The organism is Caballeronia zhejiangensis, assembly GCF_000698575.1.
Classification (GTDB): Bacteria; Pseudomonadota; Gammaproteobacteria; order Burkholderiales; family Burkholderiaceae; genus Caballeronia; species Caballeronia zhejiangensis.
Genome location: NZ_JFHD01000001.1, coordinates 413,522 through 426,896, shown reverse-complemented (window position 1 = coordinate 426,896; position 13,375 = coordinate 413,522). Strand labels below are relative to the sequence as shown.

At 63.1% G+C, this 13,375-nt stretch carries 12 protein-coding genes; 6 read left to right on the top strand and 6 right to left on the bottom strand.

The window, feature by feature from the left end:
* Nucleotides 1-90 precede the first annotated feature (90 nt).
* Nucleotides 91-555, top strand: coding sequence for a GNAT family N-acetyltransferase (locus BG60_RS01895; protein ID WP_008346549.1), 465 nt, complete (start codon nucleotides 91-93; stop codon nucleotides 553-555).
* Nucleotides 552-1,172, top strand: coding sequence for an FMN-dependent NADH-azoreductase (locus tag BG60_RS01890; RefSeq protein ID WP_008346547.1), 621 nt, complete (start codon nucleotides 552-554; stop codon nucleotides 1,170-1,172). Before BG60_RS01895 ends, BG60_RS01890 begins: the two co-directional genes overlap by 4 nt.
* On the opposite strand, the gene pdxR is transcribed toward BG60_RS01890, so the two are convergent.
* Nucleotides 1,169-2,647 carry a MocR-like pyridoxine biosynthesis transcription factor PdxR gene (gene pdxR, locus BG60_RS01885; RefSeq protein WP_008346545.1) on the bottom strand — a complete coding sequence of 493 codons (1,479 nt, stop codon included), beginning with the start codon at nucleotides 2,645-2,647 and terminating at the stop codon, nucleotides 1,169-1,171. The two genes, BG60_RS01890 and pdxR, sit on opposite strands and share 4 nt — an antisense overlap.
* Before the next feature lie 114 nt (nucleotides 2,648-2,761).
* Here pdxR and BG60_RS01880 point away from each other — a divergent pair, with 114 nt between their 5' ends.
* On the top strand, nucleotides 2,762-3,511 hold the full coding sequence (locus BG60_RS01880; protein WP_008346543.1) for an SDR family oxidoreductase: 750 nt from the start codon (nucleotides 2,762-2,764) through the stop codon (nucleotides 3,509-3,511).
* A 57-nt stretch (nucleotides 3,512-3,568) separates the two neighbouring features.
* On the opposite strand, the gene BG60_RS01875 is transcribed toward BG60_RS01880, so the two are convergent.
* The 3 genes from BG60_RS01875 to kce are packed head-to-tail and all read right to left on the bottom strand — an operon-like array spanning nucleotide 3,569 to nucleotide 6,688.
* Nucleotides 3,569-4,360 (bottom strand): SDR family oxidoreductase, encoded by a 792-nt coding sequence (locus BG60_RS01875; RefSeq protein WP_008346542.1) that lies wholly within the window; start codon nucleotides 4,358-4,360, stop codon nucleotides 3,569-3,571.
* A 27-nt stretch (nucleotides 4,361-4,387) separates the two neighbouring features.
* Nucleotides 4,388-5,722, bottom strand: a complete 1,335-nt coding sequence (locus BG60_RS01870) for an MFS transporter (protein ID WP_034470168.1) — start codon at nucleotides 5,720-5,722, stop codon at nucleotides 4,388-4,390.
* A 27-nt stretch (nucleotides 5,723-5,749) separates the two neighbouring features.
* The gene (gene kce / locus BG60_RS01865) at nucleotides 5,750-6,688 is read right to left on the bottom strand and encodes a 3,5-dioxohexanoate:acetyl-CoA acetone transferase (protein WP_008346539.1); all 939 of its coding nucleotides are present in this window, start codon (nucleotides 6,686-6,688) and stop codon (nucleotides 5,750-5,752) included.
* A gap of 309 nt (nucleotides 6,689-6,997) precedes the next feature.
* On the opposite strand from kce, the gene BG60_RS01860 reads away from it, so the two are divergent.
* Complete coding sequence (locus BG60_RS01860; RefSeq protein ID WP_008346537.1) at nucleotides 6,998-8,029, top strand: AraC family transcriptional regulator; 1,032 nt, start codon at nucleotides 6,998-7,000, stop codon at nucleotides 8,027-8,029.
* 241 nt (nucleotides 8,030-8,270) lie between these two features.
* The gene (locus BG60_RS01855; protein WP_008346536.1) at nucleotides 8,271-9,824 is read left to right on the top strand and encodes an amino acid adenylation domain-containing protein; all 1,554 of its coding nucleotides are present in this window, start codon (nucleotides 8,271-8,273) and stop codon (nucleotides 9,822-9,824) included.
* Nucleotides 9,825-9,851: 27 nt separating this feature from the next.
* Here the strand turns inward: BG60_RS01855 and BG60_RS01850 are convergent, their stop codons facing one another.
* Entirely contained in the window at nucleotides 9,852-11,027 is a 1,176-nt protein-coding gene (locus BG60_RS01850; RefSeq protein WP_034470165.1) for an aminotransferase class V-fold PLP-dependent enzyme, read from the bottom strand.
* A gap of 303 nt (nucleotides 11,028-11,330) precedes the next feature.
* Here BG60_RS01850 and BG60_RS01845 point away from each other — a divergent pair, with 303 nt between their 5' ends.
* Entirely contained in the window at nucleotides 11,331-12,185 is an 855-nt protein-coding gene (locus tag BG60_RS01845; RefSeq protein ID WP_008346531.1) for an IclR family transcriptional regulator, read from the top strand.
* Here the strand turns inward: BG60_RS01845 and BG60_RS01840 are convergent, their stop codons facing one another.
* Entirely contained in the window at nucleotides 12,186-13,268 is a 1,083-nt protein-coding gene (locus BG60_RS01840) for a M14 family metallopeptidase (RefSeq protein ID WP_008346529.1), read from the bottom strand.
* Nucleotides 13,269-13,375: the final 107 nt, after the last annotated feature.

Sequence of the window (13,375 nt, the reverse complement as noted above, 5' to 3'; positions counted from 1 at the left end):
GTCATGGCCTACCCCGAAGCGCGTTTCTTGGCCCTTCAGACTGCGCCATCGCATCGGTAATGTATGTGTCATGCATTGTGGAGAACACGCATGGACACATCGATCGTTTTTCGACACCTCGATACCCCCGAAGACTGGACGCGCGCCTTCGACGTAATGAAGGAACTCCGGCCGCACCTTACGGACCCCGATACGTTTTGCGCACAACTGCGCCGTCAACGCGAGGAAAGCTATCGGCTGCTGGCCGCCTGTGACGACGAAGGCGCGATTCTCGGCCTCGCCGGGTATCGAACGCAGACGAACACGCTGTACGGACGCTTCGTCTATGTCGACGATCTCGTCGTCACGGCGCGTCTGCAAGGCAGCGGCATCGGTGCCCGTTTGCTGGACACCGTCCGCGGGATCGCACGGGACGAACACTGCGCCCACTTCGTGCTCGACACCGGCCTGCATATGGCGCTCGCACAGCGCTTTTATTACCGCAACGCCCTGCTCGCCAAGGGCATGCATTTTGTGCAGACGCTAGCTGTGCCCGGCGAGGAGCGCGCGCGATGAAAGTGCTCTTCATCAACGCGAGCCCGCACGGCGACGCGAGTCACGGCTACCGGCTCGCGCTCGAAATGATCGATACGTTGCGCAAGCGTGCGCGCGTGGATACCGTGAAACGCGATCTCGCCGCAACGCCGCTGCCTCCGCTCACGCAGGACTACGCGCGCGCCATCACGTCGCGCCATCCGGACGAAGCGCAGTTCGACATCTCCGAACAATTGATCCGCGAAATCGAAACCACCGACACGCTCATCATCAACACGCCCATGCACAACTTCACCGTGCCCGCCGCGCTGAAGCTATGGATCGACTACGTGCTGCGCATTCACCGCACGTTCGTTTCGACGCCCGAAGGCAAGGTCGGTCTGATGCGCGACCGGCCCACGTTCGTGATCGTCGGTTCCGGCGGATTTCATGGCGGTGAGCTTGCGCGTCAGCGAGACTTCCTTACGCCGTACCTGCGTTACGCGCTCGGTTCGATCGGCTTGCAGGACCTGCGCTTCGTGACGCTCCAAGGCCTCGTGCGCGGCAGCGAAGCCGTCGCACAGGCGCTCGATCTCGCGCGCGAGCACATCGCGAGGCACGCGCTCTTCGCATCCGACGGCGACACCGTCACGCCCTAACCGTCATACGCCCGGCGAAGCATGCGCGCGAGACGCGCCGCTTCGCCGGCATCGGCGACATTCGCGAAGCCGACGACGATCCCGCGCAACGTTTCCTTGCTTCGCCCGTTGAGATACCACGCGGACAGCGCGAGCACCGCGAGACCCGCCTCCCGCGCGCGGGCGGCCATCGCCAGATCGTCGACGGGACCGTCGCGATCCGCACGGAAGATCGCGACGAGATGCATGCCGCCCGTCGGCAACCCGATGCTCACGCGATCTCCGAACGCCTTCTGTATCGCCGTCGCAAGCCACTCGCGCCGTTGCGCATACAGCGCGCGCATGCGCTTCAGATGCCGTGCGAAATGCCCCTGCGCGATGAAGTCCGCCACGGCCGCCTGATAAAGATACGGCGAGCCCGCGTTCATGCTCGCCGTGACCTGGCCGAAGCGCTCCACGGCCCGGCCGGGCGCGACCACATACGAGAGCCGCAGGCCCGGAAAAAGCACCTTGCTGAAGGTGCCGCAATAGATCACGCGATCGTCGCGATCCAGGCTCTTCAGCGCCGGCAACGGGCGGCCCGCGTAGCGGAACTCGCTGTCGTAATCGTCCTCGACGATCCAGCCCTGCGCGCGGCTCGCCCAGTCGAGCAGCTTCATGCGCCGCGCGAGCGACAGTGTGACGCCGAGCGGACTCTGATGCGCTGGCGTGACGAACGCGAAACGCGCATCGGCCGCGAGCGCGATGCCGGCATCGACGTCGAGCCCTTCGTCATCCGTCGGCACGGGCACGAGCCGCATGCCGGCATCGAGAAGAAAGTTACGCGCGAGCAGATAGCCGGGCTCTTCGAACCACGCGCGATCCTCCGGTTTCGCGAGACCGCGCAGCACGAGTTCGAGCGTCGCGCGATAACCGTTCGTCACGAAAACCTGCTGCGGATCGCACGCCACGCCGCGCGACAGGCCGAGATATGTCGCGATGCGTTCGCGCAACGGCCGATATCCGGCGGGATCGGGATAGGCAAGCGTGGCGAGATCGCCGCTGCGCGCGCGATGCGCGACGAGACGGCTCCATACCTTGCGCGGAAAGGCATCGAGCGCGGGCAGACCCGGACGCAGCGGCTTCGCATCGTGGCCGATCTCGGCGGCCGGTTCGGCGCGCGTTGCGCGTGCCGTGCGCGGCGCGTTCCCGCGCTCGCGGTCCTTGCGCGCGCCCGACGGCGTCGCGGCTTCGGGCAGCGACGACGACACGAACGTGCCCGCGGCGCCGCGCATCTGCAGATAGCCTTCGTCGACGAGAATGGTATAGGCTGTTTCGACGGTGCCGCGCGCAATGTTCAGTTGCGTCGCGAGGCCGCGCAACGCGGGCACGCGGTCGCCGGGTTTCAGATGACCCGCCGCAATGGCCGTCTTGAAGCGCTCGCAAATCTGCAGGTAAATCGGCGCGGCCTCATGCCGGTCGATTGCTATCTTCAACGCATGGTCGGCTGATGGCATGACATGTCTCATGGACTAGTTCGATCGACGATTCTTGTCCCTTTTCGCTAAGCCATGATTCTCACACAATGACTTCACGTTCACTGTCTTTTCACTTTAAGCACGAGGTGCATCATGAAGATCGTCGTCATGGGAGGTTCGGGTTTGATCGGCGCGAAAACGGTCGCGATCCTGCGTTCGAAGGGTCACGAGGCCGTCGCCGCTTCGCCGCGCAGCGGTGTGAATGCCGTAACGGGCGAAGGATTGCATGAAGCGCTTCGCGATGCGCAAGTGGTGATCGATCTGACGAACGCGCCTTCGTGGGCGCCGGACGACGTCATGGCCTTCTTCCGCGCATCGGCGACGAATCTCGGCAAGGCCGAGGCCGCGGCGGGCGTGCAGCATCATGTGGCGTTGTCGGTCGTCGGAACGGACCGCATGCCGGACAACGGCTATTTCCGCGCGAAGGCCGCGCAGGAGAAGCTGATCGCCGAAGCGGGCGTGCCGTATTCGATCGTTCGCGCGACGCAGTTCTACGAGTTTCTCGGCGGCATCGCCGATGCCGGCATGCAGGACGGCAAGGTGCATCTGTCGCCGGGACAGTTTCAGCCGATCGCCGCGGACGATGTCGCCGCGATCGTCGCGGATGTCGCGCTCGGCGCGCCGCTGCTCGGCATCGTCGATATCGCGGGGCCGGAGCGTGCGCCGCTCAATCGGATCATCGGCCGGTATCTGAAGGCGAAGGGCGATGTGCGCGAGATCGTCGTCGATCCGGACGCGACGTACTTCGGCGGCACGATCAGCGAAGACTCGCTCGTGCCGACCGGCGAAGCGCGTCGCGGCGGCATCGGTCTGGATGAATGGCTGGCACGCGCGCACGCGTGAGTGTGACGGCGGGCGCCGCCGTGCCCGGCGCCCGCTTCGGTTGCGCTTTTCGGATGGTCAGAGATATTCGACGTTGCCGTCGACGCTGATGGCTTGTCCCGAGATGTTGCGCGCCGCCGGCGATGCCAGGAACAGCGTCATCGCTGCGATATCGTCGACCGTGACCATGCGGCGCAGCGAAATCTTCTTCAGGTACTGCGCTTTCATTTCATCGAAGCCGACGCCCGCCGATTCGGCGCGCGCGGCGATCACCTTGTCCATGCGCTCGCCCTCGACGACGCCCGGCAGGATCGCGTTGACGCGGATATTGCTCGGCCCGAGTTCGACGGCCAACGACTTGACGAGACCGACGATCGCCCATTTCGTCGATGCATACGGCGTACGGTACGCATAACCCAGCCGGCCAGCGACGGACGACATCGCGATGATGCCGGGGCGATCCGACGTCTCCTTGAGCAGCGGCACCGCGCGGCGCAGAAAATAGTATTGGCTGTTGAGATTCGTCGCGATGGTTCGCTCCCAATCGTCCGGATCGATGGCTTCGATCCCGGCAGTCGGACCTGCGATGCCCGCATTGTTGATGAGCAGGTCGAGCCCGCCGAGCCGCGAGCGCGCGTCGTCGATGACGCTATCGACTTGCTCGCGCGCGCCGACATCGGCGACACCGGCATGCAGCTTCGGATTGCGCGCTTTGGCGCCATCGACCGCCTGCTGGTTCACGTCGCAGATATAGACTTGCGCGTCGGCTTGCACGAATGCGTCCGCGATTGCAGCGCCGATGCCGGCAGCCGCGCCCGAGATGAGTACGCGCAAGCCCGGGACCGGTTTGAGAAGCTCAAAAGTATTCATGTTCGATATCGACATTCGTTCGGTTCATCAGCGAGCGAGAGAAGCATCGGCGACGGGACGCTGCGCGGCGTGAATCGATTTCGCGAGCAGCGGCACCAGCAGCAAGCCCAGCACCGAGGCAGCCACGACGACGTTGAAGCCCGCATCGCTTCTGCCGGTCATCGTTTCGGCGAGCCCGAAAAGATAAGGTCCGACGAAGCCGCCCAGCAAGCCGATCGTGTTGATGAACGCGAGGCCGGCCGCCGCTTGCACGCCTTGCAGCCGCTTCATCGCGACGGCCCAGTACGACGGCAGAATGCCGCCTGCAAAGAAGCCCGTGATGCCTAGCAGCGTAATCTGCACTGCCTGATTCCGGCTGGCGAGGAACGCACACGCACTGACGACGACGCCCGCGGTCAGCACGCCGAGAAAGCCGCATTCGTTGCTCACACGGCGATGAATGCGCGGAAGGGTCAGCACGCCGAGCAGAAAGCCGATGCCGACACTGCTCGACAGAACGCCGACGAGAATCGGCGAGCTCACATGCATCTGCGCGACGATCGACGGCGTGAAGAAATACAGGCCGACGAACGCCACCTGATTCAGGAAGTAGATGAGCGCGATCAGCACGGTCGTCGGGCGCTTGAGCGCGGCGAGCCAGTCTGCCGTGGTGAGGTCCGCGTGTCCGTGCGTGTCGATGACCGCGTGCGTTTCGAGCGCCTGCGCTTCCTGCGCGGACAGCCACTTCACTTCGGACGGACGATTCGGAAGCTTGAAGAACAGCACGATGCCCAACACGATGGTCGGCAAGCCTTCGAGCAGGAACATCCACTGCCAGCCGTGAAGACCGCCGATGCCGCCGAGCTGCATCAGACCCGCGCCCAGCGGATTGCCGATGATGAGCGCGATCGACGGCGCGGTGTAGATCCATCCGACGGCAACGGCGCGGTCTTTGGGCGCGAACCAGAGCGTCACCATGTACATCAGCGCGGGAAACAATCCCGCTTCGGCGACGCCCAGCAACACGCGCAATATGTAGAAGGACCACTCGCCCTGAACGAACATCATCGCGGTCGAAAGCGCGCCCCACGTCACCGCGATTCGCGCGATCCACGCGCGCGGCCCGACGCGATGCGCGATCAGATTGCTCGGCACTTCGAGCAGCGCATAGCCGATGAAGAAGATGCCGGCGCCGAGTCCATACGCCGCGGCGCTGATGCCGAGGTCGGCAGCCAGGGCGCTCTTGGCGAGCGCCACGTTCGTGCGATCGATGAACGACAGGAAGTAGATTCCGCACATCAGCGGAAGCAGTCTTGCCATGGCCTTGCGAGTCGCAAGCCAATGCGTTTCTCCGAGGCTGTGGTCAACAGTAGCGGCAGTCATGATGTCTCCAGATTTGACTTCTTCGAGTCAGAGCGAAACGTTGTCGCGCCCTTTGAGCCCGAGCATGGCTCGCGCATCGGCGGGTGTCGCGATGTCGAAAGACAACTCTTCGAGAATGCGGCGAATCTTGCGGACCTGTTCGGCATTCGATTTCGCCTTCACGCCTCGCGACAGGTAGACGCTGTCTTCGAGGCCGACTCGCACGTTGCCGCCCATGATCGCGCCCATCGTCACCAGTGACATCTGATGACGCCCGGCGCCGAGAATCGAAAGATGGTAGTTCTCGCGTCCGAAAAGACGGTCGGCGGTCGCGCGCATCATCGAAAGATTCTCGGGATCGTGGCCGATTCCGCCGAGAATGCCGAACACGGATTGGATGAAGAATGGCGGCTTGATCAGCCCGATATCGATGAAATGCGCGAGGCTGTACAGATGCCCCACGTCATAGCACTCGAATTCGAAGCGCGTTCCATAGTCGCGGAATTCGGTGAGGATGTTTTTGATGTCGCGGAACGTGTTGCGGAAGATCATGTCCTCCATGCCTTCGACATAATCCTTCTCCCAGTCGAAGCGCCACGAAGACATCCTCGCCGCGACGGGATGAAGCGAAAAATTCATCGAGCCCATGTTCAGCGAGCACATTTCCGGCTTCGCCACGCGTGCGTAAGCGAGGCGCTCGTCGAGCGTCATGCGCGTGCTGCCGCCCGTCGAAATGTTGATGACGGCGTCGGTTTGCGCGGCGATCGCGGGCACGAATCGCCGGAATATTTCGGGCGATGGCGTCGGGCGGCCGTCTTCCGGATTGCGCGCATGCAGATGAAGAATCGCGGCCCCGGCCTCGGCGGCTTCGAGCGCCTGATGCTTGATGTCATCGGGCGTGATAGGCAGATATTCCGACATCGACGGCACATGCGCCGAACCGGTCACGGCGCAGGTGATGATGACTTTGCTGCTCGGATTGCTCATTGAATCTCCTTCGAAAACGCGCTCGATGGGCGAGCTTCGGCAATGCCCCGGCGCGCCTGAACGAGGCAAGCGCGGGAGGACGCCGTTGGAAAACGTAGGGCGGAACGGGAAACGACCGTGCGCCGGCTTAAGCCGGCGGCGACGAACTGACGTGAAGTTGGCGTTGCATGGCTGTCTCCGATGGATTCGCGAGTCGCGCATTCGCGATGCGGACTCGTCTTGTTACGGTGATAGTAGTGGGATACGATGCGCTGCGAAAGGTCATATTCGGACAAGGTGGTGTCCCCGCAGGACACACGAGGAGGCGCTGTGTCGTCGAGACTGCCACTGTTGAACGAGCGCATCTATGCGCCCTACAAGATCGCCGCGCTGGTGGACGTGCTCGCTGAGCAAGGCATTGCGCCGGCGGACAGCCTGAAAGGAAGCGGCGTTGCGCCCGAGGAGATCTACGATGCCTCGGTGATGACGTCCGTCCGGCAGTACGCCGCTGTATGCAGCAACGCCGTCGCGCTTTCCGCCGATCCGCGAACGCCGTTCAAGACGGGCGCGCGGCTGCATCTGGCCGCGTATGGCATGTACGGCTACGCGCTGATGTCGTGCCTGTCGCTGCGCGATTACTTTAGGCTCGGCGTCAAATACCATCGGCTCGCGACGCCGACCATCACCATCGAATGGCACGAACATCCGGACACGTCGGTATGGACGTTTCCCGACGCGTTCACGTCGCCCCTCCCGCATGACGTGCAGCAGTTCCTGCTCGAACAGCAGTACACGCAGCATGTGACGCACTTGCAGGATGTCGCGGGCAGAAGCTGTCCGCCGATGCTCGCGCGCTTCTCGTATCCCGCGCCGCCGCACGCCTCCATCTATCCGGAGTATCTCGGCTGCCCATGCGAGTTCGACGCCGACGAATGTCAGCTCATCTACGACGGCGCGATACTCGAACTCAAGCCTCATCTCGCGGACAGGCACTCCGCCGCGCTTCTGCAGGAGACGTGCGACAGGCTCATCGGACAGGCGAAGACATCGACCGGTGTTTCCGGCGAGGTCTATCAGGTTCTCATGCGCAAGCCGGGCGAGTTTCCCGGCATGGAGACCGTCGCTAGCGCGTTGAAGATGACGAGCCGCACGCTGCGTCGACGGCTCGAGTCGGAAGGCACGTCGTTCGTCGCCATCGTCGACGATGTGCGGTGCTCGCTCGCGACCGAGTATCTGAAGACGACGAAACTGAGCACGGACGATGTCGCCATGCTGGTCGGCTTCACCGACACCGCCAATTTCCGCCGGGCGCTGAAGCGCTGGACCGGCAAAGGCCCCGCCGAAATTCGCGAGCAGGAGTGACGCCGGCCGCGCAGGCTTTTCATTCGTTACTTCAGACAAAAATGGGTTCGACGGCGCACATACGCAACCTTACAGAAAGATAACAATGCACTCACTTCGCGGCAGTGGCGAATAAGCGAAGGCTGAACCGAGGAGTGTGCGAAATCTGAATCCGTCGAATTGCGATCGATCGCATCGACCGGATCGAGCAGTCGCGGACTCGAAAAAAACATCAACACTCGTGTGCCAGGGGGACCGTCGGATGCTGCATTCTCACTTCTTCGATTCTGCTGCGAACCAGCCGGACAGCCCTGCGTTATGGGTCGATGAGCGTCTTTACAGCTACCGCGAGATTGAAACCCGGGTCCGTCGCTTGTCGGCGGGACTGGCGGCGTTCGCAGGAAGCGCTTGCACGAGCCGATGCCTGCTGTTTGCATATCGCAGCGTCGGCGCGTATGTCGGCATCCTGGGCATTCTCGATGCCGGCATGGCCTATGTGCCACTCAACCCGAAGATGCCGGCAGCGCGGATCGCGGCGATCATCCGGCAATCCGGCGCGCCGTTGATGCTCGTCGATCGGCGTTGCGCCGAGTCGCTCGATGAAGTGCTGTCCCTGCTCGACGAACCTCCGCAGATTGTCCTGCTCGACGCAGACGCGGAAGAATCGCAACTTCCATCCCCTGCTTTCTCGCTCATGCAGAGACGAGGCGCCGCGCACGACATCGCCTACATACTTTTCACGTCCGGTTCGACGGGATCGCCGAAGGGCGTGCCGATCACGCATGCGAACGCCGATGCGTACGTGAACGGCCAGTTGCAACTGGTCGACAAGGTGCGCGATGCGCGTTACATGCAGCTATGCGAGCTGAGCTTCGATCCGTCCGTGCATGACATGTTCGTCTGCTGGGCGAACGGCGGCTGCCTATATGTGCCCGAAAACGTCGATCCCGTCGGTAACGCGAGCTTCGTCCAGACGCACCGGATCACGCATTGGTGCAGCGTGCCATCGGTCGCCGGCATCATGCAGCAAATGCGCAAGCTGCCGGCGGGCGCATTTCCGAGCATTCGCGTGTCGATGTTCGGCGGCGAGCCGTTGCCTCGCTCGCTCGCGCAGGCGTGGATGCGCGCCGCGCCGAACAGCCGGCTGCTGCACATGTACGGGCCCACGGAAGCGACCGTCGCCTGTACGTGCTTCGAAGTCACGCCCGAATTCCTGGACGATCCGCAGCACACGGTCATACCGTTGGGCCAGGGCCTGCCCGGCGTGGAACTCATGATCGTGGATGCCGAGCTCGAACCGGTCGCCCCGGGCCAGACGGGCGAATTGTTGATCGCGGGACCGCAGCTTGCCGAAGGCTATCTGTCGTCCGACGAACCCGGCAATAGCCGGTTCATCGCGATGAACTATCCGGGCAAGACCGCGCATCGCTGGTATCGATCCTCCGACGCCGCGCGCGAAACGACGCCATACGGGATCGTGTTTCAGGGCCGTCTCGATACACAGGTGAAAATCCGCGGCCACCGGCTCGAGCTGGAAGAAGTCGAACATGTCGTGCAAGCGGCCAGCCACGCCGCGTCGTGCGCGGTTGTCCCGTGGCCGCTCGACGAAGTCGGACGAGCAACCGGCCTCGTCGCGTTCGTGACGAATCCGGAAGTCGAGACCACGCATGTTTTGCGGGCGTGCCGGCAGCGTCTGCCGGTCTATGCGATGCCGCAACGGATCGTCATCATCGATGCGTTCCCGCTGACGGTGAACGGCAAAATCGACAGAAAGGCGCTCGCGGAATATTGCGCGCGCGGCGAGGTCGCGGCGTGAGGCGTGGGGCGATGGGCTCGCGTCGTTTCAGTCGATCTGCTCCGTCGCGGCCAGCGTGCCTGTCGTAAGGCCGATTCGAAGCATTTCTATCAGCCGTTCGATGTCGCCTACGGTGTTGAACATCGCGAGCGACACGCGGATGCCGCCACGCTCCGGCGAGACGCGCACGTTGTTTCGAGCGAAGTAGTCGGTCCACTTGTCGACCGGCAGTTTCAGCACGTATATGTGATTGCGCTTGCCACGCGCTCGCGGACCGACGACGCTCACACCCAGCGCATCGAGGCGTTCGAGCAGCAGATCGCCGAGCGCCAGCACATGCTTCTGGATCGCCGCGACGCCTACGCTCTGAATGAGGCCGATCGCCGCGTGAAGTGCGTGCAGGTCCGGGAGATTGACGTTGCCGAATTCGAAGCGCCGCGCGTCCTTGCGTAAAGCCATGTCGTCGGGACGGGCGACATAGTCGGCTGGCGGATTCGCCATGCTGGACATCGCAAGGTAAGCCGGCTGCAATTCGTCGAGACCGTCGGCGATATAAAGCACGCCGAGTCCTTGCGGCACGAGCAAGCCCTTGTGCGTGCCGGCTGCCAGCACCGAAATGTTCAGCGCCTTGACGTCGAGCGGAATGACGCCGACGGACTGCATCGCATCGACGATCAGGTAAATGCCGCGCGCCTTGCACAGCCGTCCGATGCTCATCAGGTCATGGACCTGGCCCGCATGGAACGTCACATGCGAAAGCGAAACGACTTTCGTACGCGCATCGATATACGGCTCGAACGTCTTGGCGGTGGCAATCTCGTCGTCCGGCAACGGCGCGAACCGCACTTCGATGCCATTGCGCTTGAGGTTCAACCACGCATAGGCGTTGTTGGGATGATCGCCTTCTATCAGCACGACGTTGTCGCCGGCCCGGAGCGGGACCGCGTTCGCCGCGATATTGAGTCCTTCCGACGTGTTCTTGGTGAATGCGATTTCGGTCGGCGCCGCGTTGAAGAACGTCGCGACGCTCTCGCGTGTTTCCTCGACACGTCGCAACCAGACCGGCTTCGGACCGGCCATCTCGAAGCCTTCCGACAAGAAGGCTTCGAGTGCTTCGCGCACGCTTAGCGCAAGCGGCGTCTGGTGGGCGGAGTCGAGATAAAGCTGCCTTGTGGTGACGGGGAACTGCTCGCGGACAGCGGCGAGCTTTGCAGTCGGGATCATGAGCGATGTCTCATTTCAGGTTTTCTTTGCGAGGGCATACACGGCACGGCACGAATCCGTCGAGGCATTAGACGATCGCCGAGAAGCGATGTCAAATACATTCCAATAAGTGGAACTACCGAGTTCCTATTTATGGAATCGTTAGACGGAGATGCTAAACTGGCCGCACGTCTCCCACCATCGCGAACCTTCCTGTCACCCTCCGGGCCCGCAATTCGAATCGAGTATCCTAGGGAACCGCTTTTCGCCTGATCCGCGAAGGATGCGCGGCACAGGCCCATAAAACCAGAAAACCCAGCACACATGCGCAAGGAAGAACAAGCCATCGTCGAGACGTCCGAGCCGGAGGTCTCTCCCACCGAGCGCGCGTTTCACATCATCGAAATGGCTGCGCAAACCGGTCGCGTGACGACCGCCGACATCATCACCGCGCTCGGCATTCCGAAGACCACTGCGCATCGCCTCGTCAGCAATCTCGAAGAGTTCGGCTTTCTCGAACACGGCATGGAACGCGGCCGGTATCAGGTCGGCCCGCGCCTGCTGGAACTCGCGACGAACATCCTCGCGGCGTCCACCTCGCATGGGCCGATCCACGCGCTGCTGATGGAACTGTCGCGACGCACGGATGAAACGGTGAGCCTCGGCGTCATGCGCGGCTCCGAGGTCGTGTATATCGACAGCGCGATCGGCAATTCGCCGTTGACGCTCAATTTTCAGAAAGGGCATCGCGCGCCCGTGCACTGCACGTCCAGCGGGCGCGTGTTTCTAGCGAACATGGAGAAGAAGCAGCTCGACGCTTATCTGCTGAGCGGACCGTGGGAACCGATCACGCCCTACACCATCGTCGATCCGGAACGGCTCAGGCTCGAAATCGACCTCGCGCGAAAGAATGGCTATGCGACCAACGATTCCGAGTTCGCGATCGGCGTGGTCGGCGCCGCCGTGCCGATCTCGGGGCCGCACGGCCGCCTGATCGCGTGCTTGAGCATCTCGGCGCCCAAAGCGCGCAAGTCGCTGGAAGACATTACCTTGCTGGTGCCGACCTTGCAGGCAGCGGCGCTGCGAATCACAAAGATTCTCGGCGTGATCGACGGCGGAACGACCGCCGAAGACAATGCCGATACCGATAGCAAGGCGACGCGCCGCAAGCGCTCCTGATCAACCGCCCGTCACGCGACCGATCTCCGCGCCGGCGGTGACGAAGCGGATCGCGCGGCGCATGTAGAACACGCCTTTCGTGCGGCTTCTGAGCGTCGTCGTTGCGCCGGTGATCGGGTCGACGATGTCGCAGATCGCCTCCCCGACCTCCACCACGTCGCCGATGTTCGCCGCGTACACCACGATGCCGCTGGTCGCGGCGTAGAAATGCTCGCTCGCCGCTTGTCGCGTCGCCGGATGAATCAAGGCGGGGCATGGCGACGGCGTATCGCGGATAGCGCCCCGATCGACGAGATAGGCAACGATCGCTCGCGCATGACGCCGCGCCGATTCATACGTGACGTCGCGCTCGCCGGCGCACTCGACGATGGCGGCGACAGCGCCCTCGCCAACCGGATACCGGTCGCCGAAGCGCGCTTCGACGTCGGCCCACGCCAGGCGCGTCCAGTCGATGAAAAGCCCGAGATCCGCGCCGTCGAACAGCATCTGCGCCCGCGATTGCAGATGGCGCGCGAGCGGTTCGACGCGCGGCCACGCGGCGGTGTCGGCATAGACGTGGACGACCGCTTCCAGCGAGCAATGAATGTCGAGAACGATGTCGGCATCGCAAGACAGCTTCAGCAGGGTCGAACGCAGCGCGTCGAATTCCGTCGTCGGCGCGCAAGCATCGAGCGATGCGCGCATTGCGTTCTTTATCGCGCGCCTGTTCGCGTCTTCGTCGCTGCCGAGACGGCCTTCCAGATGCGCGCAGATGTCCGAGGGGCGCGCGACGCCGCGATTGAAGTTCGCGGCGCTATTCAGCTCGAAGCAGCCGAAGAACTGGCCGAAGACATGCTGACTCAGGCCGATCGGATTCGCTATCGGGACGAGCGTGACGGTCGCGTCGAGCTTGCCCGCGGCTTCGAGCGCCTGGAGTTCGTCGCGCAGGACGTGCGCCGTGAGCATCGCGGGCGTTTCGTCGGCATGAAGCGATGCCTGCAGATAAACCTTCATGTCCGCGTCCGGCGGCCCGAACGTCAGGCTTACGAGATCGCGCTGCGTACCGATGGTCGCTGCGAGTAACGGCGTCCGCTTGAGTAGCACCTTTCGTCTCCTTTCTACGATGACGCGCGAGGTTCCGGCTGCGCAACAAGATTCTAAACTCACGCATCTGAAAAATGCCGTTTTACGGTTCTAAGTAGTTCCACTTA